At 60.7% G+C, this 21,384-nt stretch carries 15 protein-coding genes; 8 read left to right on the top strand and 7 right to left on the bottom strand.

What is annotated here, in order from left to right; translation table 11 throughout:
• Positions 1-78: 78 nt before the first annotated feature.
• Both Enr13x_RS32415 and Enr13x_RS32410 read left to right on the top strand, forming a co-directional pair.
• A complete protein-coding gene (locus Enr13x_RS32415) occupies positions 79-375 on the top strand; it encodes a hypothetical protein (RefSeq protein WP_145391036.1) in 297 nt (98 codons plus the stop codon).
• Positions 376-518: 143 nt separating this feature from the next.
• The gene (locus Enr13x_RS32410) at positions 519-1,118 is read left to right on the top strand and encodes a methyltransferase family protein (RefSeq protein WP_145391035.1); all 600 of its coding nucleotides are present in this window, start codon (positions 519-521) and stop codon (positions 1,116-1,118) included.
• Between the two features lie 498 nt (positions 1,119-1,616).
• Here Enr13x_RS32410 and Enr13x_RS32405 read toward each other — a convergent pair whose 3' ends face one another.
• Positions 1,617-2,528 carry a sugar phosphate isomerase/epimerase family protein gene (locus tag Enr13x_RS32405; RefSeq protein WP_145391034.1) on the bottom strand — a complete coding sequence of 304 codons (912 nt, stop codon included), beginning with the start codon at positions 2,526-2,528 and terminating at the stop codon, positions 1,617-1,619.
• A 140-nt stretch (positions 2,529-2,668) separates the two neighbouring features.
• On the opposite strand from Enr13x_RS32405, the gene amrS reads away from it, so the two are divergent.
• Entirely contained in the window at positions 2,669-5,842 is a 3,174-nt protein-coding gene (gene amrS, locus Enr13x_RS32400) for an AmmeMemoRadiSam system radical SAM enzyme (RefSeq protein WP_145391033.1), read from the top strand.
• A gap of 109 nt (positions 5,843-5,951) precedes the next feature.
• Positions 5,952-6,635, top strand: coding sequence for a hypothetical protein (locus Enr13x_RS32395; RefSeq protein ID WP_145391032.1), 684 nt, complete (start codon positions 5,952-5,954; stop codon positions 6,633-6,635).
• On the opposite strand, the gene hisB is transcribed toward Enr13x_RS32395, so the two are convergent.
• From hisB to hisD, 5 genes are all read right to left on the bottom strand, one after another.
• Positions 6,632-7,219, bottom strand: coding sequence for an imidazoleglycerol-phosphate dehydratase HisB (hisB, locus tag Enr13x_RS32390; RefSeq protein ID WP_145391031.1), 588 nt, complete (start codon positions 7,217-7,219; stop codon positions 6,632-6,634). The genes Enr13x_RS32395 and hisB overlap by 4 nt on opposite strands.
• 155 nt (positions 7,220-7,374) lie before the next feature.
• The gene (locus Enr13x_RS32385; RefSeq protein ID WP_197455515.1) at positions 7,375-8,943 is read right to left on the bottom strand and encodes an Hsp70 family protein; all 1,569 of its coding nucleotides are present in this window, start codon (positions 8,941-8,943) and stop codon (positions 7,375-7,377) included.
• 4 nt (positions 8,944-8,947) lie between these two features.
• The gene (locus tag Enr13x_RS32380) at positions 8,948-11,395 is read right to left on the bottom strand and encodes a hypothetical protein (RefSeq protein ID WP_145391029.1); all 2,448 of its coding nucleotides are present in this window, start codon (positions 11,393-11,395) and stop codon (positions 8,948-8,950) included.
• Between the two features lie 31 nt (positions 11,396-11,426).
• A complete protein-coding gene (gene hisC, locus Enr13x_RS32375) occupies positions 11,427-12,491 on the bottom strand; it encodes a histidinol-phosphate transaminase (RefSeq protein WP_145391028.1) in 1,065 nt (354 codons plus the stop codon).
• A 134-nt stretch (positions 12,492-12,625) separates the two neighbouring features.
• Entirely contained in the window at positions 12,626-13,990 is a 1,365-nt protein-coding gene (hisD, locus tag Enr13x_RS32370) for a histidinol dehydrogenase (protein WP_145391027.1), read from the bottom strand.
• 216 nt (positions 13,991-14,206) lie between these two features.
• Between hisD and Enr13x_RS32365 the strand changes: the two genes are divergently transcribed.
• From Enr13x_RS32365 to Enr13x_RS32350, 4 genes are all read left to right on the top strand, one after another.
• Complete coding sequence (locus Enr13x_RS32365; protein ID WP_145391026.1) at positions 14,207-15,913, top strand: glycosyltransferase family 39 protein; 1,707 nt, start codon at positions 14,207-14,209, stop codon at positions 15,911-15,913.
• A gap of 219 nt (positions 15,914-16,132) precedes the next feature.
• Positions 16,133-17,524 carry a c-type cytochrome gene (locus tag Enr13x_RS32360; RefSeq protein WP_231743909.1) on the top strand — a complete coding sequence of 464 codons (1,392 nt, stop codon included), beginning with the start codon at positions 16,133-16,135 and terminating at the stop codon, positions 17,522-17,524.
• An 86-nt stretch (positions 17,525-17,610) separates the two neighbouring features.
• Positions 17,611-19,020: a phosphomethylpyrimidine synthase ThiC gene (thiC, locus tag Enr13x_RS32355; RefSeq protein WP_261344161.1), complete on the top strand. Its 1,410-nt coding sequence runs from the start codon at positions 17,611-17,613 to the stop codon at positions 19,018-19,020.
• A complete protein-coding gene (locus tag Enr13x_RS32350) occupies positions 19,017-19,400 on the top strand; it encodes a YkgJ family cysteine cluster protein (RefSeq protein ID WP_145391024.1) in 384 nt (127 codons plus the stop codon). Before thiC ends, Enr13x_RS32350 begins: the two co-directional genes overlap by 4 nt.
• A gap of 136 nt (positions 19,401-19,536) precedes the next feature.
• Here the strand turns inward: Enr13x_RS32350 and Enr13x_RS32345 are convergent, their stop codons facing one another.
• Complete coding sequence (locus Enr13x_RS32345; protein ID WP_145391023.1) at positions 19,537-20,853, bottom strand: MFS transporter; 1,317 nt, start codon at positions 20,851-20,853, stop codon at positions 19,537-19,539.
• Between the last annotated feature and the right edge of the window lie 531 nt (positions 20,854-21,384).

Genomic DNA, 21,384 nt, shown 5'->3' with positions numbered 1-21,384 from the left:
ATTTGACAGCGGTCTTGGATCTCCATAGAGTGGTTCAGCTGCCCCTTTCTGTTCCACCTTTGCACGGCCGAGTTGACGATGAACCAGGAACTGCCTCCCGGACAGGAATCCGATGAGATTCAAGGCCTAGCGGAGGTCGTGGCGAAAAGTTTGTCCGAGGGTGAAGACCCGCAATCGATCGCACAAAAGTTAGTCGACAGCGGATGGGATCCGGAGGAAGCGGCCAGCTTCGTCGGTTCCATCGAGCATCACATGATGCACGCTCAGCATGCCGGGGGCGGATCGGAAGTCCAGGGGTGGATGCTTTGGGGCGGCGGGTTGATCGTGATCAACTTGCTCAGCTGGATGTTCAATTGGGGATTCTGGATCTACTAGGCTCTGTCCCTAGACGACGTTCACCGCCAGTAAACCGCGAAAACGGGGTCAGGAGTCAATAGCCGGAACGGCCCTACGGGTGCTTCGCACTATTGACTCCTGCCCCCCCCTTTTCGCTCGCAGAACTTTAGGGACAGAGCCTAGTGCCTCCGCCGCCGCGTCTTGTCGACATCGCGATCGGCGTTTCGATCCTGGGTTGGGCCAACGCCGCGACCTGGTCGAACTTGGGGCAGCGTCCGTTGGCGATTTTGATCGCGACGTCGCTGTTGCATTTGATCGTGGGCGTGCTTTTTCTGCTGCGGCGTGGTGTGGAACGGTCGGGGGATTGGGCAACCTGTTTGATGGCCATCCCGGCGGTGCTTGTCGGTGGCTGGGTCTTTGGTTGGTCGCCTAGGGACTGGAATGTTGCCGCGCAGATTCTGTTCGTTTGCGGCAGCGGTTTGGCGATCGTGAGTTTCGCGTTCCTCGGTCGCTGTTTCGCGATCTTGCCGGCGATTCGCGGCACGGTCGTGAACGGTCCGTTTTCGATCATTCGGCATCCCGCCTATCTCGGTGAACTGGCGATGGTGGTCGCCTGTTTCGTCGCCGTCGGACTGGACTGGAAGCAACTGGTGATCTTACCGATCATCGCCGCGCTGTTCGCGATCCGGATCCGTGTTGAAGAACGGCTGTTATTGAGCGATGTTGAGTATCAACGCTACTGCCGGAAAGTGCGTTGGCGGCTGATTCCGCTGATATGGTAGCCGATTTAGATTCTCTCCCTCTGGGGGTTCTTCGTGGATTTTAATGGCTAATCACTCAGGACCCAGGTTTTTTGAGGCATTGCTGCGATGTCCGAATGGGTGTTGGACGACAACCGCTCGGCTCAAACGCCCCTCCGGCGGCGCGGGCCGGTGGAGGGCACGAAGCACCTTCGCCGCATCGCAGACCAGGTGATTCCTAGGCGGGTTGCTCCTCCGCAGAGCCCGTCTCCGCTACAGCTGGCTTCGCCATCAGACCGAACAGAACCATCGGACATCGCAGTCATCCCTCAAAAAACCTTCTCCGAGTATCCGAGAGCAGCCACTAAAATCCGCGAAGAACCCCCTCTGGGAGAGACGGCGTTTGCGCGGCAAGCAAACGCCAGAGAGGGCCGACGGCTCGCGAAAGTCTTGACGACTTCCGCTACGATCAACTCCGCCGCTTCTACAATCGACGTCCCTCGCAGCGACAGAGGAAATTCAAAGCGGACAGAGCCTCGACTATTTCATCATGTCGTTGAGCGTCTGGAGGTCTTTTTTGATCGCGGCGAGGTGTTGGGGGACCAGTTCGGCGGGGCGGTGGTCCAGATATTCTTCGTGCAGTGAAATCGGGCCGGTGAAGTCGGTGTCGGCGAGCATTTTGAAAAACGAGGGGTCGACCCGGCCTTCGCCCAGCGGCACGTTTTTCATCTTCGACCCTTCCCAGACAAAGTCTTTGATGTAGACGGTGTCGATGTGGTCGCGGATCATGCGGAAGGTGGTCGGCCAGCTTGTGCCTCCCTCGACGGTGGCATGCCGGATGTCATAGGCCATGCCGATGTCGGTCGCCGCGATGCCGTCCAGGACGCGATCGAGATCCCAAATCGCCGCGCCCATGTATTTGTTGCCGGCGTGGTTTTGGTACAGTCCGGTGATGCCGAAGTCGTGATTGAGCGCCGCCAGATCGACGAATTGGTCGTGCCAGTTGGCGAGTTGGTCGTCGATCGCCAGATCCGGGGCATAGTGGACATATTTCATGCGGTAGCGCTTGATCCCCAGGGTCGCGGCGGTTCGCAGCACCCGCTCGGTCAGCGGGTCGTCCGGGTCATTGATGTCGGAGGTCATGACGGTGATTTCCAGGTCGCATTTGGCGAGTGCTTCGACCAGTTTGGGCAGTTCATCGGCAGCTTTTTCCGGTTCGATGTGTCCGCCGCGTCGAATCGGGGCTTCGATCCCGTCGTATCCAATTTCCGCGATCTTTTCGGCCAGTTCGTCAAAGGTCAGCGAGTTAAACGGTTTGGTGAAGACACAGATGGTATTCTTAACAGATGCGGTGGCGTCGTTTCCGAGCGCCGATTGAATCGGGGCGGCGGCGAAGCTTGCGGCGACACTGGCTGCGGATGCGGCAAGAAATTGGCGGCGGCTGGTGGTCATGAACGAGTATGGGGTTGGCGGGGTATTCTTGGAATCAGCGTCCAGGCCCTACGAACGCAAGGGACGACAGGCTGGAAGCCGCTTCCACGGTTCGGCGCCGTGATGGGTGCCGATCAGGTGAGCATCGAGGGACTGTAACCATGATAACTCAAACGCACTGGTACACGGAAACAGACGACGGGCGAATTCTGTGTCAGCTTTGCCCGCGGGCGTGCCGGATGAAAGACGGTGACCGGGGCTTCTGTTTTGTTCGCAAGAACGTCGCCGGTCAGATGGTGTTGGACACCTATGGCAAGAGCACCGGGTTTTGCATCGACCCGATCGAAAAGAAACCGCTGAATCATTTTTTGCCCGGCACCCCGGTGCTCAGTTTTGGGACGGCCGGTTGCAACCTGGGGTGCAAGTTCTGTCAGAACTGGGACATTTCCAAGAGTCGCGAAGTGGCTCGGTTGAGCGATCGAGCGATGCCGAACGAAATCGCTTTGGCGGCCCAGCGATCGGGTTGTCGAAGCGTCGCGTACACGTACAACGATCCCGTGATTTGGGCCGAGTATGCGATCGACACGGCGCTGGCCTGCCGCGAAATCGGAATCAAGTCGGTCGCGGTGACCGCCGGCTACATCACCCCGCAGGCGCGCGGTGAGTTTTTCGGCGCGATGGATGCCGCCAACATCGACCTGAAAGCCTTTTCCGAAGACTTTTATTACAAGGTCACCAGTTCGCACCTGCAACCGGTTTTGGATACGATCGAATTCGTCTGCAATGAAACCGATTGTTGGGTCGAACTGACCAATTTGATCATTCCCGACGCGAACGATTCCGCCGACGAGATTCGGCGGATGTGCACGTGGGTGATGGATCATGTGGGGCCGAACGTGCCGATTCACTTCACGGCCTTTCATCCCGATTTCAGGATGACCGACCGCAACGGGACCGATGGCGCGACGCTGATCATGGCCTATGACATCGCCAAACGCTGTGGATTGAATTACGTGTACGTCGGCAACGTGCATGACATCGCCAGACAGAGTACGTACTGTCACGGCTGCGGGGCGTTGTTGATCGAACGGGACTGGCATCAGCTGGGGCGGTACACCATGTCGGAGAATCGCTGTGCCAAGTGTGGCGAGACGATTCCGGGCGTGTTTGAGGATGTTCCCGGGGAATGGGGTGGGCGACGGCAACGTGTCCGAATCGAGCCGATCGAGCAACCGCCGCAGCCCGCTGCGCCGCAGCAACGGCTCGTGCAGATCGAAAAAACGGGATCAGGGGCGGACGAAACCAAACGGCAACCAGCAGTGGAGGAGAAAGCGATGGCGACGACACAACGGAACGATCTGACGAAGTTGACGGACGATCAAAAGTCGACGGTTTTAAAAGCGGCCTCGGCGATGGTGCAGGCCGCGGTCGGTGGACTGGATCAGTCCGTCGCGATCGAATCGCTCGGTGAGCTGGCCGAGCTGCCGATCGACGGGGTTTTTGTGACGGTCAAACGTGGCGAGACGCTCCGCGGCTGTTGCGGCCGTCAGGGCGGGTTGATGAAACTCGGGGAAGCGATGGCGGATTCGGCGGCGCGGACGGCCCGCGATCCGCGCATGGCGCCGTTGTCGATGAGCGAATTGCCGTACTTGGATCTGTCGGTTTCGCTGCTGGGACCGTTGCGACCGATCGGCGTTCAGGGCGAACAGCGGGAGCAGGCCGTCCACGTGGGGACGCATGGGTTGCGGATCCAGTTCGGACACAACAGCGGTTTGCTGTTGCCGCAGGTTGCGACCGAGCAGGGCTGGAATGCGCGGCAGTTTTTGGATGCCGTCTGTCGCAAGGCGGGATTGCCGGCCGGGGTCTGGTTGCGCGACGATGCCCAAGTGATGTTGTTCGATGGCGTTCATTTCGGTTGCAAGTTTGAAACCGATCCGTCGCGTTTGCGGCATGAGAAGCAATTGCTGACCGGGCATGAATTGTCACTCTGCCGCGACTGGGTGCGGAGCAATTTGATCGCCCTGCAGATCGGCGCCACCCCGATGTATTACGCGATGGGCGTCAGCGATTTAGAGGTCTTGGGGCTGATCCTTTCGGTTCGGCATCCCAGTCACGGTTCGCACCAGTGGTTGCAGCTGAGCATCAAAGACACTCGCCCGATGCAAACGTCGCTGTATCAGATGACCGAACAAGCGTCGCTGTGGTTGGATGAACGCGTGTTTTCGGCAAACGAGTGCGACGTCGAGTTGGCGGTCTTGAGCGATTGTGTGCATCACGGCCCCGTCGAGGATGCGGACATGCGGGGAACCGATGGCGGGACGCGCGCGATGGTGCTGACCGATGGTCGGCGTTGGGCGATTCAATACGCACAGGCACAGCAGCCGCAGGCCTTGATCGAAGCGGCACGGTCGATGGAAACGTTCCGCGGCGGCGAGCAGTTGTATTCGATGCACTGTGATTGTTCTTGCGATGCGATCTCGGTGTCGCTCGGTCCCAGGGCCGACGCCGATTTCACGGTCCGGCGGCCCGCGGTGGCCGGGGCGTTTTACCCGGCCGAGGATGCCGCGCGCGAAGCGGAAGTCGATCAGTTGCTGGAGGGATTGCCGGATTGCGACAAACGCAAGGCCTTTGCCGTGATGGTGCCACACGCGGGGCTTCGATTCAGCGGTCGGGTGGCGGCGGAAATCTGGCGGCGGGTCGATGTCCCCGATCGCGTCTTGATCATCGGACCCAAGCACACCGCCGAAGGGGTCGATTGGGCGGTCGCGCCGCATCATCACTGGCAGTTGAGCGCGTCGGTCCAGATCGCGGGCGATGAAGAGTTGGCCCGCGAGATGGCCGAACAGATTCCCGGGATGGAGCTGGATTCGCGTGCGCATGCGCGAGAGCACGGGATCGAAGTTCAATTGCCCTTGATGAATCGCTTGTGCCCCGATGCCCGCTTGGCCGCGATCGCGATGCACGGCGGAGACCTGCAGACCTTGGAATCCGCCGCGTCGGCCTTGGCCGAGTGGATCAAGGAGCAAGACGAACCCCCGCTGTTGGTGATCAGCAGTGACATGAATCATTTTGCCGACGACGAAGAAAATCGTCGCCGCGACCGATTGGCACTCGACGCCTTGGCCACCGGCGACGGCGCCGAATTGTTGCGGGTTTGCGGCGAAGAAAGCATCAGCATGTGTGGCCAAATCCCCGCGGCACTCGTGTTGATGGTGATGCGAAACCTGGGCAAAACGGCCAAAGCCGAGGAAATTGCGTATGCGACGAGCGCCGATTACGGTGGTGGGAAAGACCGCGTGGTGGGGTATGCGGGGGTGATTTGGGAGGATGCCTGATTTCGCTGCTGTGAAAATCCGACGGCGATGAGCCTTGCGGGCAAGGCCAGATTTTCGGTATGGCGTAAGGTTTCACCAGAAGATCAGCCACGAAAAGGATTTTGTGCCGATGCGATTGTCTCGTTTTCATTCCTCGGGCAAGGGGACCCGCTTGGTCGCAAGCCTCGGCTTGACCGCGGTCGCTTGCATTCTTGTTTCCACTCAAGCCGGCTGTCTCGGACTGCTGTCCAACCTGATTCACGCTTCCGGTGCGGACAAGGTGCCGGCGGCCTACGAGGGGTTGGAGGAGTCGCGCGTGGCGGTCGTCACGTTGACCGAAAACAGCCAATTCAGCGACGACGTGTCGGCGCGGATCCTGGGCCGCAATGTGATGCAATGGCTGTCCAAGGAGGTGGACGACATCGAACTGGTTCGCGAAGACAAGATCGCCAACTGGCGCGACACGCACGGCTGGGATCAAGTCGAATTCGCGGAAATCGGCCGCGGTGTCGATGCAGAGAAAGTACTGGCGATCGAAGTGATGAATCTGAAACTTCGCGATGGAGCCACGTTGTATCGCGGCCGCGCCGATGTTCACTTGACCGTGATCGATGCCAAGACCGGTGAAGAATTATTCAGCCGCGACATTGAGGACTTTACCTATCCCAGTACCGCCGGGGTTTACACCAACGATACGACGGAATCCCAATTCCGTAAAATGTACTTGGGCATTCTCGGCAAACGCATCGCACGACAGTTCTTTCCGTACGACGCACACGAAGATTTTGCACTCGATTCGATCATCGCCCGCTAAAGCACGCCCTTGGTGCTGGGGACGCTGTCGCTGCGCGGGTCGGATTCGGCGGCCATTCGAATCGCCCGGGCGACCGACTTGAACACACACTCGGCGATGTGGTGTGCGTTGCGTCCGTGATGCAGCACGACATGCAGATTGCAATTCGCATTGGCGGCAAAGGATTGCCAAAAGTGTTCGACCAGTTCGCTGTCAAAGGTGCCGATCTTTGAAGCCGCAATCGGGGCGTTGTATTCGAACGCGTAGCGCCCCCCCATGTCGACCGCCGCGGTGACCAGGCATTCATCCATCGGCAGCGTGAAGTGGCCATAGCGACGAATTCCGGCGCGGTTGTCGAGCGCTTGATCGATCGCCTGTCCCAGCGCGATCCCGATGTCTTCGGCGGTGTGATGGTCGTCGACGTGCAGGTCGCCCTTGGCCGCGACGTCCAAATCGATCAACGCGTGTTTGGCCAGCAGATCAAGCATGTGATCCAGAAACCCGATCCCCGAGCTGCGTGTCCCCGAACCGTCCCCGTCCAGATTGATCGACAGGCGGATCTCGGTTTCACCGGTGGTGCGATGGATTTGTGCGGTGCGTGGCATGGTGGAGGCGAGGTGATGGGGTTGGGGATGTCCGATGGTTGGCAGAATATAGCGACCGAATAGGACCAATGGGACAGATGGGACCCATATGTCGTATTTGTCCCATTGGTCCTATTTCCCCGGCAGCTGACCCATGAGACCCATCCAAGCCACCTTCACAAAATCGACCATTCGGGGTCCACTTCGTCGATGGTTTCTGAGGGGACGCTGATTTGGTGGCGCTCGATCTGGGTGGTGGCTTTTTGGCCGGTAGCGGGCAGTTTGGCTTCGACTTGCATCAGCCCGTTGCGGTTGTACCGAAAGGTGACGTCGACGGGGGTCCCGGCGGGCAGGTTTGCGGGCAGATGACCGAGGACACATTTGCCGATGTGTGTCCCGTATCGGCCGCGTGAGTCTCCGCCTTCGACGATCTCCACCGCGACGCTGCGTTGGTCGTCACGGAGGGTTTGGAAACGCGTGGTTTGTTTGGCCGGGATGGGCGTGTTCCGCTCGATCATCACGTAGTTGCATGACAGACGGGTCTGCAGATCGATGCCGAGCACACCGAGGTTGTGGGCGTTGACATCCGAAATGACGAGTCGGCCGGTTTCAGGTTCGCCGGATTTTTTTGCCGCGTTGCGTGACTGAATCGTCGACGCGTAGAGGGCCGCGCCATGGGCGATCGCTTCATCGGCCGAGATCGACAGGTTGGGTTCCATGCCCGAGAGGGCCGTGATCATTTCGGCGACTTGGGGCAACCGTGTCGAGCCTCCGACCAAGATCACTTGGTCGATGTGGTCCCAAGTGGTGCCGCTGTCCTTCATCAGTTTCCGGACGGTGAACCGTGTGCGGTCGAGCAAATGTGCGGTCAGGTCTTCAAAGCCGGATCGTGTGATCGTGGTGATCAGCGTCGAGGATTGAAAGGTCAACCGGACTTTGACTTCGGTTCGCGAGGTCAGGGCATGTTTTAATTCGGTCGCTTCTTGCATCAGCCAGGCGGGGCCGGTTTCCGTTTCGGACGGACGGAATTTGCACGCTTTGGCGAACTGATCATCGAGCCATCTGACCAGGCATCGGTCCCAGTCGATACCACCGAGCATGGCGTTGCCGTCGGTCGCCACGACGGTGATATCGGAATGGTCGACTTTGACCATGGAGACATCGAAGGTGCCGCCGCCGAGGTCATAGATCAAGACGGTTTGCGGCCCCAGGATCTCGCTGTGTTTTTCGATTCCGTAGGCGATGGCGGCGGCGGTCGGTTCGTTGATGATCGCCAGCACGTCCAGTCCGGCCAGTTTGGCGGCGCGAATGGTCGAGCGTCGTTTGGGTTCGTTGAAGTAGGCGGGCACGGTGATCACGGCTTGGGTGATCGGCCGTCCGAGTTTGGTTTCGGCGTCACGTTTCAGCCGCCCCAAAATCAGGGATTCAATGAATTCGGGGGCGACACGGTGGCCGTCGACGGGGTGCGAGAGGGCCGGTTTACCGATGTCGCGCTTGGCGAAGATGGCGACGTTGCCCGGCAGCGTGATTTGAGCTTTGAGCGCCAGTTTGCCGATCGTGACTTCTTCGTTTTCGATCAGTGCCGCCGAGGGGGTCGTCAGATCGCCTTCGCTGTTGATGATCGTGTGGGGCTGGCCACGGTCGTCGACGTAGGCGATGGCGCTGTACGTGGTTCCCAAGTCGATGCCCACGACCACCGGCTTGTGGGGCTTGGACGTCGGCGTTTTGGACCCTTGAATGCTCAATCGTTTACTCTGAATCGAGAGGGATGGATCTTGGCTGCCACGCGAGAGTCGCCGTCAACATGCGATTCATGCCTGAATTTTGCATGTAGACGGAGAACCAACACCTGCCGTCCCAATTGCCGGGCGCCCATTTTTCTAGATCGAGTGTGTACTGGGGGCTGACAGGCAGAAAATCACGGTCGTCGGGCGCCTTGCCGGTTCCCCAGGGCGGATTGGAATAAAAGTAGTTGGGGGTGTTGGTGCCGAAGTTCAGGAACACCCGCTTGGTGTAACGGGAACCGGTGTGGTAATCGATGACGAAGCCGATTTTCGAGGTGGCCGAGGAGCTGACCATGGTGGCGTGGGAGGGGGCACCTTGCACGCTGATCGTTCCGACGTTGTCGAATTCGATTCCGGCTGCGGCTTCGCCCGTTCCCGACGACGTGTTGCCCATTCCGATGACGAGCGTGTTGCCGCGGATGCGGGCAAAATCCGTGGAGGCGGTTGAATCGTAGGTGCGGGTCTGGATGACTTTGGCTTGGGCGGCCAACGCGCGGTGCTTGGCATCCAGTTTGGCCTGGGCCGCCGCCTCGCGTTGTTCGGCGCGAATTCGCGTGGCGCTGAGCGGGCCGGGCGTTCCCAACGCATTGAGAACGATCAGGCGTTGATCGATTTTTCGAATTTCCAAGCCGGCGGTCTTGAGTCTGGCTGCTTGATAAAAGGTTTTGGCGTGATCGGCCAAGGACCGTTTTTCAAAACTCGATTCAGAGCTGTTGATGACCTTGAACCAACCGTCGGCGACCATCAGTTGCGTCATCTCTGCATCGGCGAGCGTCAATTCGTTGGAAGCGGCTTCACGGTAGAGCGGATCGGAACCGGCGGCGAGTCGCGGCAGGCCATCGTTCCAGCGGTTTTCGACGAGGCACAGGTACTTGCCGACGGCCGATTGGGCGTCGGCGTCGTCGGGATTCGATTCCAACGTCGTCAGACTGCGTTGGTAAACAGTGAGCAGCGTTTGCGCGTCGGCGAGTTGTTGTTGAAGATCCTTCAAGTGCGCCAATTGAGGCGTCGGGATCCGTTTGGCCGTCTCCTGCAGTGTCTTGCAGATTGCGATGCCGTCATCAAGTCGGCCGACGTGCAGACATTCTTCGGCAACCTCGATCGCTGCGTCGGAAAACTCGGTCGCGGGCACGCCTTGGCTCGGCACACTTTCCATGATGTCACGTTTCAGACGAATCACATCGATCGCTTGGAAGGATTGGTCGAGCAGATCGACGATTTCAAACGCGGACGCAAAGTCACTTTCCCCGATGTAGATCTCGCGGGCGACGCGGTACAGGGCGAATCGGCCTTCGGGATCGTTCCTCGTTTCGTCGGCCGTTTCACGCATTTGGTCGGCGACGGCGATCCGCTGCTCGCGCTGCTTGGCCTGCAAATATTCCGCTTGGTACAAGTCCCTGACCGTCTGCATCTTGGCGGTGATGGAGTCGGCCGAGGGAATCGGGTGTTTTCCCGCCGGCGTCACGTACTCGGCCAGGCTGGGTGAAACGGGCGGGGTGACCGCCGGGGTGAACATGCCCGGCGGAGGTGCGGCGGTTGGCAAAGAGGACGTGGGGGACGTCGGGTTGGGCGAAGCATCGGACGGACGTGGTGCGGGTGCGGGGGAAACCGCGGCGATGGCGTGGTCCGATTCGGGCGGGGCGGGCCGCACGGACGCGGTGGCTTTCGTCGCTGCAGCAGATGCATCCGCTGTCTCCGCGGTCGCGGGCGACGCGTCCGCTTCCGCGGGGCCGCCGGCGTCACCGGAAAACTTGGCCGCTTGATCGGCGGAGAGCCCCAGCTGTTGCAACTTGTTCGGATCCAGATGCAGATTGCCGGTTGAGATCGAAACGATCAGGTATCCGAGCACGATCAGAGCGGGGAAGATGCCGATTGCCCAGAGCAGGCTGAGGCGTTTTCGGCGGGGCGTCTTGCCGATCGGTCGCGCGTGGACCCGCGGCGTCGCCGGTGCTGCGGGGCTTGGCGTTTGAGCGGCCGGGGTGGTGGTCGGGACTGGGGTTGAAGCGACTGGAACGGTCGGCGAAATCCCCAAGACGGACGAGGCGTTGTGCGTTGCCGCGACCTGCTCGGATGTTTCAGCCGCGATGTTTTTCGGCGTGCCGAGAGCATCGATGACCGAATCGATGTCGATTTCGCCCTCGTCCAGCAGTTCACGCAACTGGTTGTCATAGACCGCTTTTTTTTCGACGTTGAGCAACCGCAGGCGTGCCGCCGAAATCCGATTGGAAAGCTCTTCGGCGAGGTCGCCGTGTTCCCCGTTGGTCAGGTCATGCAGAAACGTCAGCTCTCGATCGGCGGCCATGTCGATGACGTCCGGGTCGTCTTCAAAATTGGCCAGCCCCAGCAGCCGATAGTCATTCGGCGGCTGTTCCGAGGGCGGGATTCCCAGCCACTTGTGAAGCGGGTCAAACATGGCGCGTTGGGGGGCGGCGGCAGGTGCGGTTCTAGAGCGACTGAAGAAACCGCTCGATCATCATCATACACGCATCGGATTGTTGGTCTGTGCCCACCGAAATGCGCAAACCATCGCCCCAGTCGGGGAAGTCCATGTAGCGGATCAGGACTTGTTGCTTTTTCAGGAACTGGTGCAGGTCGGCATGTCGACCGCTGGGGTGTTGGCACCAGACAAAATTCGCGTGCGAGGGTGTCACGTTGAATCCCATGTCGGTCAATTGAGACTGCATCCGGGACCGGGTGGCGTTCATTTTCGTCACCACGTCCTTGAGCCAGTCTTGCGAGCGGATGGCCGCCGTCGCCGCGACGGTTGCCAAGTAGTCGCAGTTGTAGCTGTCTTTGATGTTCGACAATTTGGCGACCAACGACGGTTGGGCGACCAGAAACCCGAAACGGATGCCCGCCAAGCCGTACGATTTGCTGAGCGTTCGCGTGACCAGGATGTTGTCGTGCCGTCGGACCAGATCCAGGCAATTGAAGTCGGCAAAATCGACGTAGGCTTCGTCGACGACCAGCGGACAGGGCAACGTGGCGGCGAGTTGCTCGATCTGTTCGGCCGGCACCACGGTTCCGCTGGGGCTGTTCGGATTGGGCAACAGCACCAGACGCAAGTCGTTGCCGCCTTCGCCAAACATCGCCGGCAGGTGCCAACCGTCCAGAAACGGAATCTGTTCCCACGACGCGCCTTGGATGTCCGCCAGTGTCCGGTACAGGATGTAACTGGGGTAAGGCAGACGCAGCTTTTGGCCTTCGCCGACAAATCCCCGCACCAGGATGGTCAGGATTTCATCGCTTCCGTTGCCGGCCAGAATCCAATCGGGACCGGGCAGGCCGAGCACCTCCGCGGCGGCGCGGCGAAACAGGCTGGCGGTCGGGTCGGGGTAGCGGTTGAGCGGTCCCGAGGCGGCATCTCGGATCGCCGAAACGACCGACGGCGGGGGCGGGTAGGGGTTTTCGTTGGTGTTCAGCTTGATGAATTTGCCCGGCGGCGGTTGCTCGCCCGGCGTGTAGGGCAACATCCGCGAAAGGGCAGGGCGGAGGTCGGTTTTTGACATGGGGGAGATGGCAGAAAAATGAAGGGCAGAAAAATGGAAGACCGGAAAATGAACCTGAAACTTGAAACTTGAAACTTGAAACTTGAAACTTGAAACTTGAAACTTGAAACTTGAAACTTGAAACGTGAAAAAAACTATCTCCGGATCGAGACGCTGCGGGCGTGCGCGGTCAGGCCTTCTTTTTCGGCCAGACGCTCGACGTCGGGGGCGATCTGGTTCATCGCCGATTCGTCGAATTCGGTGATGCTGCCGCTGCGCAGAAAGCTGTTGCTGCACAGTCCCGCGGCCCAGGTGCAGGTGCCTCCGGTCGGCAGCACGTGGCTGGGGCCGGCGGCGTAGTCGCCCAGCGCGACGGGCGTGTGGTGGCCCAGGAAGGCGGCGCCGCTGTTCTTGATTTTGGCGATCTGGTCACGCGGGTTGGCCGTTTCGATGTGCAGGTGTTCGGGGGCGAAGGAGTCGGTCAGTTCACAGGCCTGGGCCTCGTCGCGGACCAGGATCAGCGCGCCGAAGGCTTCCAAGCTGTCCAGCGTCAACTCGGCCCGTTCGAGCAGCGCGAGTTGCTTGGCCACTTCCCCGCTGACCGCGTCGATCAACGCTTCGTCCCACGTGATCAGGATGGCGCTGCCGGGGGAATGTTCCGCCTGGGCCAACAGATCGGCGGCAATGAATTCGGGGCGGGCGGTTTGATCGGCGATCACGATGACTTCGCTGGGGCCGGCAAAGGAATCGATGTCGACGGTGCCATAGACGTGTTTTTTGGCCAAGGCGACGAACAGGTTTCCCGGGCCGACGATCTTGTTGACCGCCGGGACGATGTCGGTCCCGTAGGCCAGTGCCGCGACGGCTTGGGCGCCGCCCATGCGATAGACTTCGGTCACGCCGAGTTCGTGACACGTGGCTAACATGTCTTGATTGTACGCCCCGAACGCTGTCGGCGGTGCGACCACGGCGATTTCTTGAACGCCGGCGACTTGGGCCGGGACCACGGTCATCAACACGGTCGACGGATAGGCCGCCGCGCCGCCGGGGACGCAGACACCGACGCGCCGCAGCGGCACGTAACGCTGGGTCAGCGTGACCCCCGGCTTGGGCTCGATCGTGACGTCGCGATGCAGAATCGCTTGCTGGAACGTGGCCACATTGTCCCGGATGCGTTGAATCGATGCGATCAGTTCCGGATCTGCCGCGGCATGTGCGGCGGCCAGGTCTGCCGCGGGAACACGGAGCTGGTCGGCGGTCAGGTCGGCCTTGTCGAGTTGTCGATTGAACTTCAAGAGCGCTTCGGTGCCGGCGTTCTGAACCTCCGCGCAGATCCGCTGGACCACTTCGACGGGAGTCAGCGGGGCTCCGAAGACCTCTTCGGTCAGTGCCCGTCCGCGGGGAGAAACGACGTCGCCTTGGGGGCTGAGCTTGTCGCGGAGCTGTTGCAGGATTTCGGCAGACCCGACGCGTGCATCGACGCGTTGCAGGTTCAATGTGGGGATTTCGGGAGCGGACATCACGATGTTCTTTCGATTCGATGGGAAGACGCTGTGCCTTTCACGGGAATGCCTGTCGGGGGGATGACGGCCGACGGGGGCATGGCGATTCGGGCAGAGTCCCTATGATAGCGCCGATGCCCAGTCGTAGCCATGTGGCGGAACGACACGAGGCGGTGCGGGGGGCGAGCATCGGAAAGGCCGTCCGAGCTAGAAAAAACTGTGAATGGAGAGTCGATGAGTGATTCAATGGAGCAACGTTCGGGAGGGATCGACCCGCGCGCGACGTGCTTGGCCGTCGTTGCCGTGGTGTCGCTCGCGCTGGCGTTCCGGTTGCCGTCGTGTCAGGAGAGTTTTTGGCTCGATGAACTGCATTCGGCGTGGGTGGTCGCGGATGAGTTTTCCGAGGTGGCACCCCGCGCGGCCGCGGGGAATCAAACCACCGGCTACTTTCACTTCTTGTGGCTCTGGTCGGCTCTGGTCGGGGCCGGCGAATTGCCGATGCGGCTCAGCAGCGTGCTGGCGAGCGCGTTGGCGTCGGCGTTGCTGGTGGTGGGGGTCGCTTATCGAACCGGAAAAGTCTCCGCCGGAGTGGTCGCGGGAGGACTGCTGGCGATCGATCCCAACGGCGTGTTTTTCGGTTGCGAGCTGAGGGCTTACGCCTTCGTCATGCTGTACGCCGTCCTGGCCGTTTGGTCGATGATGGCCTGGCTGGGAAAGGCCCCGGCAGCGACCGCCGCAACGGTGCAGTCGGAAACGCGTCGCTTGGGCCGAACCCACAGTCACGGCGGTGCGCGGTGGCGTTTGTCGATGTTGTTTTGGATTTGTGTCGCTGCGCTTGTGCACCCGACGTCGTTGGGGGTGTTGGCGTTGCTGATCCCCTGCGCCGTGTGGGTTGCATGGAGACGGCGGCGATTGCGTTGGTGGCGAGCCGACGCGATCGCGGGCGTCGTCGTGGTAGCAACCCTTGCCGCGCTGGCGATGTCGTCGCTGCCGGATTCATGGCAGCGGCGCGAGTTATGGAAAGCCTTCGGGCAGGCGACGTCTTGGTGGCAACTCTGGTACGCCTGGGCTTGGTTGCCGATGCTGCTGCTGCCATTGGGCGGCGCGGCGGTCACGTCGATGGCAAGCCGCCTGGTGAAGCGGTTTCGGTCCGGTCGGGACGCCGCCGTTGGGGAGCCGGCCGATCGCGTGGATTGGGTCGGGGCGATACCGGGTTTGGTGGCCGTGACAGGGACGATGCTGTTCTTTTGCGCGTCGTATTTCGAGTGGGTGCCGTTGTGGCATCGCCGCTACTACGTCGCCGCGCTGCCGCTGTTGGCCTGGACCGCGGGTGAGATGGTCGCGATCTGTGGATCTGAAATCGTTCGGATCGTGCGGGGGTTCGGCAGCGTTGGTGCGGAGCGCAAATCGTCGCCGTGGTGGGGCCGGGGTTGCGGAATCTCGCTCGCGGTCGTGTTGCTCGGTTTCACGCTTTGGTACCAGGGGACGTGGTGGACGTTGGCCGCCGGTCGATGGCCGGTGCAGCTCCGCGGTGAGCAATGGCGTGGGGCGGTGGCGGCGGTCCGCGGCGAAATCGCGGCGGGCGATGTGGTCTGGTTGGACAGCCAGCTGATCGAAGCCAGTTTTCTGCGGCGGCCGATCTCCGAGGCCGAATCCGTCGGCGAGGACCAGTGGGACTACTTGGCGTTTCCGCTCCGCGGCCCGTATTCGCTGGCCCCCGTCGTGGTCGTCGGCGCGCTGGAGCACGAAAGTTGGGTCCGGCATCACGTGGAAAACCTGCCGCAGGCCCAGGCGAGGGTCTGGTTGGTCTCGCGTTCGGGCGCGCAATCGACCCAGCGATTCGTCGACCGGTTGGTACGTTTTCGGCCCGTTTCGTCGGTGAAAACGTTTCCCGGCCGGCCGGTGGTGTTTCGATTGGATTTCGGCGAACGAGTGAATTGATTTGCGGTCATGCGGTTGATGGCGCAGACTACAAGGTCTGCCGCCAGTCGGGGCTGGGCGGATTCGTACGATTGAACAACGTTGGTACCCAGGCTTTCGCCGCATGCTCGGTGCCCAACGCGAGCCTGAAGGCTCTCTGCGGAGCGCCTCAAGGCTGGACACCAACGAAGCCTGTCTCCTTCGTCGTTCCCCAACTTTTTTTGCAACCTCAAACAACTGATGAAACCGTCTTTCATTGCCGTTTGGATCGTCGCGTTCGGGATCGGCACGTTCGGGATCGGCACGGGGGGCCTGTTTCCGGCGAGCGTTGCTGCCGCTGAACCGGATGCGGCCGCGCGGGGCTATCGGTTCTTGACCGAGACGGCGGTGTTGCCGAGCGATTTCCGTCAATCGACGTTTGACCGCCTGTGGACGGTGTGGCCGGAACCGCTGCGGAGCGAAGCGGAGAACGCATCGCTGCAGCGGCGTCGCGAGCTGGCGTTTCAGCGGTACGGTCTGACGACCCGCCCGGGCGATGATTCGGGCAAACCGCTTCAGTATGTCGTCAACGCCGAGGGCGATTGGACGATGAACTGTTTTTCGTGCCACGGCGGGACGGTTTACGGCAACCTGACGCCGGGGGCCCCCAACAACCGGTTCGCGCTGCAAACGCTGACCGAGGAGATCGGAAAGGCGAAACTCGGTTTGGGTTTGTTGCCCGGACGCATGGAGCTCGGTGCGATGTTCATTCCGCTGGGGACGACCAACGGGACGACCAACGCGGTCGTGTTCGGAATGGGATTGATGAATGGCCGCGACGAGCAGTTGAATCTTGTCGTCCGGCGACCGAGATTTTTTACGCACCACGACATGGACGCACCGCCCTGGTGGCACTTTCACAAGCGGCCCAACATCTATATCGACGGCTTTGCCGCCAAGGGGCATCGGGGGCTGATGCAGTTCACGCTGGTGCCTGAGAATGGCCCCGATTTTTATCGCGAGCACGAGCAGGATTTTGAAGACGTGTTCGCCTACCTGAGTTCGCTGCGGGCTCCGGTTTATGAAGGATCGGTTGATCGGGAATTGGCGGAGCAGGGCAGGGCGGTCTTTCACGCCAATTGCGCCGAGTGTCATGGAACCTACGGGGCCGAGTCCGACTATCCCAATCGTCGTGTGCCGATCGACGAACTCGGCACCGACCCTGTCCGATTGAACGCGTTGACCGTCGAAGGCCGCCGGAAATACGCCCGCAGTTGGTTTGCCCATGCCGGCGAGCCTGATCAGCAGGAAACGGTGATCGATCCCGACGGCTACGTCGCACCGCCGTTGGACGGCGTTTGGGCCAGTGCGCCGTATTTCCACAACGGAAGCGTGCCGACGCTGTGGGACGTGTTGAATCCCGACCAGCGGCCGACGGTTTGGCGGCCCATCGCGACCGACATGGACCCCCAGAAAATCGGGCTGACCGTGGAGGTGGTTTCGGGGGTGCCCGAAGACGAGACCGACATGGCCGTCAAACGCAGCTATTTCGACACAAGAAAATTCGGCAAGAGCAATCGTGGGCACGATTTTCCCGATGTGCTCAGCGAGTCCGAAAAACGCCAGGTGCTGGAGTACCTGAAAACGCTGTAGGAGCTTGCGTCACCGATCGCAAGCTGGAAGCTTACGCCACGGAACGCAAGCTGGAAGCTTACGCCACGGGGGATCTACTCTGAATCGTGGTTCGGGCGTATAACAGGGCCTCCAATTCAGAGCTTTTCACCGCGCGTGCGCGGGACAATCGGAGTAAATCGATGAGCAAAACGCAGATTTTGGCGGCGCAGGCAGGTGAGATCACTCCGGAGATGGAGTTTTGCGCAAAACGCGAAGATCTGGCGGTCGAATTGATTCGCGACGAGGTGGCTGCCGGTCGCATGGTCATTCCGGCCAACAAGGTTCATGCCGCCGGCGCGCTCGAGCCGATGTGCATCGGTGTCGCGGCGAAGTGCAAAATCAACGCCAACATCGGCAACAGCGCCGTGACCAGCAACGCCGGCGAAGAGTTGGAAAAACTTCACACGGCCGTTCACTTCGGTGCCGACACCGTGATGGATTTGTCCACCGGCAAGGACATCGACAACATCCGCCGGCAGATCATCGAAAAGAGCCCGGTGCCGATCGGAACGGTGCCGATCTATCAAATGCTCGAAGAACTGGGCGGCAACATCGAAGACATGAATGCCCAGCACTTCTTGGACATGGTCGAGCACCAGGCCAAGCAGGGTGTCGACTACATGACGATTCACTGTGGCGTGAAGCTGGAGCATTTGCACCTGAGCATCAATCGGGTGACCGGCATCGTCAGTCGTGGCGGTTCCTTGATCGCCAAATGGATGATGTCGCACAACAAACAAAACCCGCTTTACGATGCCTTTGATGATCTGTGTGACATCATGCGTGAGTATGACGTCACGTGGTCCTTGGGGGATGGATTGCGACCCGGTTCGATCGCCGATGCGTCCGATGATGCCCAGTTCGCGGAACTGGAAGTGCTGGGTGAGCTGACCAAACGCGGTAAAAAGAACGGCACGCAAGTGATGGTCGAAGGACCGGGGCACGTGCCGATGCATCAGATTCAAATGAACATGGAAAAACAGGCGGAGCTTTGTGAAGGCGCGCCGTTCTATGTGTTGGGGCCGTTGGTGACCGACATCGCACCCGGCTACGACCACATCACCAGCGCGATCGGTGCTGCGATGGCGGGTTGGCACGGGGCGGCGATGTTGTGCTATGTGACGCCCAAGGAACACCTCGGGTTGCCCAACGAAGAAGACGTCAAACAGGGCGTGATCGCCTACAAAATCTCCGCCCATGCCGCCGACGTGGCACGCGGCCGCAAAGGGGCGCAAGATCGTGACGATGCGTTGAGCAAGGCGCGCTTCGAATTCGATTGGAATGAACAATTCCGCCTTTCGCTGGACCCCGAAACGGCGCAGCGGTACCACGACGAAACGCTGCCGCAAGACACCTTCAAAAGCGCTCACTTTTGCAGCATGTGCGGACCCAAGTATTGCTCGATGAAGATCACCGAGGACATTCGCAAGATGGCCAAGGACAAGCAATTGGTCGGGCTTCCGGTCGCCGAGTGAGTGAATTACCGGTCGTCGATTGCGAAGGTTGCGGCGTGTGCTGTTTGCACATGGGGTTTCCCGCATTCAATTTGACGGTGCATCAACTGGCCGACGTTCAGGCCATTGATGTGGCGTCTTTGTCACAGGTCGCGCGGGCCGATTTGGCGCGTTGGGTCGCCATGCCGTCACCGTTGCGTGATGAAATCTTGCAGCAAATGACCGAGCATGTCGCGCCGACCGATGGGGCGCTCGACGGGCCGTGCACCTGGTTGGACCTGGAAACCAAGCAGTGTCGCCATCATCAGCATCGGCCACAGGTTTGTCGCGATTTTGCCGTCGGCAGCGTCGGCTGTCTGCAGTGGCGGGCGGCCTACGATGAGGTACTTCAGTTGCCGTAGGGCATGCTGTGCATGCCAGGTGTCACGCACAGCGTGACCTACCGGGCAGACGTCACGCACAGCGTGACCTACCGCGCAGGTGTCACGCACAGCGTGACCTACCGCGCAGACGTCACGCACAGCGTGACCTACCGGGCTAACCGTCCGGTTGATCGTTCGGTTTGGATCCGATCAGGATGCCGGTGCCGCGCAGCTTCCAGAGGAAGAACAGCGAGCCGGCGAGCATCAGGCCGCTGGAGACGTAGAACATGCGTTGGGGGCGATTGTTGAACGCCGGCGTCGACATGACGGCCCAGTACAGCAAGCCCGCGACCGTCATGAAGGCGAAGGAGACGGCGTTGGCGGTCCCCAGGAATTGACCGCGTTCATCATCCGGTGAAAGTTTCTGCAGCAGGGCCTGGAGCGGGATGATGTAAAACCCGGCGAAGAAGCCGGCAAAGAAGATGAAGAACGCAACGTTGCTGAGCGCGACGCGGATCATCGGGCGCGCGTCGGGCATCCAGGGCGGGACGGCGGCCAGCAAGAAAAAGAAGATCACCAGGCCTGCGGCGCCGATCGTTGTCAGTCGGGGTTCGATCCGGTCGCCGGAGATGAATCCCGCGATGGCACAGCCAAGACCGATCGCAATGCCCAGCACGCCCATCAGCACGCTGGCTTCGTCGTCGCCCACGCTGAGGACTTCGGGATAGCGAAACAATGTCGACAGGGCCAATCCGGCGAGTAGGTAAAAGTAGCCCCAGGCCATCATCACGGTCAGCAACCGTGTGCGGCCCATCTTTTTGATCGTATCGACGTAGATCACAAACGGGTTGTAGTTGATGTTCAGGTCACGCTGCCCGGGTTGCAGACGGGTGATCAGCAAGCTGGCGACGAATCCGAGGATCGCGGTGCCGACAAACAACGCACCGGGGAGCCAGGCGACGCGTGCCACGTCTTCCGCACCGTGATAGCGAACGCTGGCCGAGCCGGCGATCACGGTGCCAAGGATCACGGCGATGTTGGTCATCATGTTGATCGAACCGTTGGCCCGACTGAGGTTCTTGTCGCTGACCAACTCGGGGATCATGCCGTACTTTGCCGGGCCGAAGAAGGAGCTTTGGCAGGTCAGCGCCACCAGCGCCAGGAGCGCCAGGTAAAGGTTTTCGAAGTAGAACCCGATGCCGGCCAGCAGGGCGATCGGGATCTCGGCGATCTTGACCCACAATGTGACCGTGCGTTTGGAATAACGATCGGCGATTTGGCCTGCGAACCCCGACAGCAGCAAAAACGGCAAGGTAAAGCAGACGCTGACGATGCCTTCGCCGCCGTCGCCCAGTCGGCCTTCCCAAACGCCGCGAACGACGGCGAACGCCAAGATGACTTTTAGCAAGTTGTCATTCATCGCCCCGAAGAACTGCGCCACCATCAAACCCAGGAAACCGGCATTGAACAGCTTGTCGGAGGGTTCTTTCACGGCGGGTGTTCAAAGGGGTTGGGCGAGGCGTCGAGCGGGTTCGGGCCGATTCTAGCATCCGATCGATGCCAGGATCAGGCCGGTTTTTCGCCTGGTGATCACGCGCCGCTCGCTGACGCGTCCCGCTGGGCAACGCAGTGAAGCATTGCTTTCTTGTGTTCTACAGGGTTTTAGCGGCAGGGCGCACGCCCGATGTCACTTACTTTGGCTTCAAAGGAGTTAGCGGAACGGCGCGAGCGGGCTGTCGTTTTTGTGAGCCGCGACGCGTAAGCGGCCGGGCACTGCGACGCTGCCCGGGGCCTTACGGCCAGCGGCTCACCATTGATTCAGCAGATCCCGACTAAAACGCCAGCCCGCGAACCGTCCGGTTGCGTTTCAAAAACACCGTGAAAGACCGGAGGGCTCGCGCCCTACCGCTAACAAATGCTTCACCGCGCGTCCGGCCGGGGCGGTTGGGCTGGCGCATCAAAAACCCTGCCCGACGTGCATCGGGCAGGGTGGATGGAAATTGGGCTCGCCGGGAGCCGATCC

This window comes from Stieleria neptunia, from assembly GCF_007754155.1.
Taxonomy (GTDB): domain Bacteria; phylum Planctomycetota; class Planctomycetia; order Pirellulales; family Pirellulaceae; genus Stieleria; species Stieleria neptunia.
The sequence above is the reverse complement of the archived record's forward strand: the minus strand, read 5'-3'. Positions and strand labels throughout refer to the sequence as shown.

Bases quoted from the DNA above. Each gene is read 5' to 3' on its own strand.
- hisB (WP_145391031.1), bottom strand. From the start codon at position 7,219: ATGCCACGCACCGCACAAATCCATCGCACCACCGGTGAAACCGAGATC.
- Enr13x_RS32405 (WP_145391034.1), bottom strand. From the start codon at position 2,528: ATGACCACCAGCCGCCGCCAATTTCTTGCCGCATCCGCAGCCAGTGTC.
- Enr13x_RS32380 (WP_145391029.1), bottom strand. From the start codon at position 11,395: ATGTTTGACCCGCTTCACAAGTGGCTGGGAATCCCGCCCTCGGAACAG.
- hisD (WP_145391027.1), bottom strand. From the start codon at position 13,990: ATGTCCGCTCCCGAAATCCCCACATTGAACCTGCAACGCGTCGATGCA.
- amrS (WP_145391033.1), top strand. From the start codon at position 2,669: ATGATAACTCAAACGCACTGGTACACGGAAACAGACGACGGGCGAATT.
- Enr13x_RS32365 (WP_145391026.1), top strand. From the start codon at position 14,207: ATGAGTGATTCAATGGAGCAACGTTCGGGAGGGATCGACCCGCGCGCG.
- Enr13x_RS32395 (WP_145391032.1), top strand. From the start codon at position 5,952: ATGCGATTGTCTCGTTTTCATTCCTCGGGCAAGGGGACCCGCTTGGTC.
- Enr13x_RS32360 (WP_231743909.1), top strand. From the start codon at position 16,133: ATGAAACCGTCTTTCATTGCCGTTTGGATCGTCGCGTTCGGGATCGGC.
- Enr13x_RS32415 (WP_145391036.1), top strand. From the start codon at position 79: ATGAACCAGGAACTGCCTCCCGGACAGGAATCCGATGAGATTCAAGGC.
- hisC (WP_145391028.1), bottom strand. From the start codon at position 12,491: ATGTCAAAAACCGACCTCCGCCCTGCCCTTTCGCGGATGTTGCCCTAC.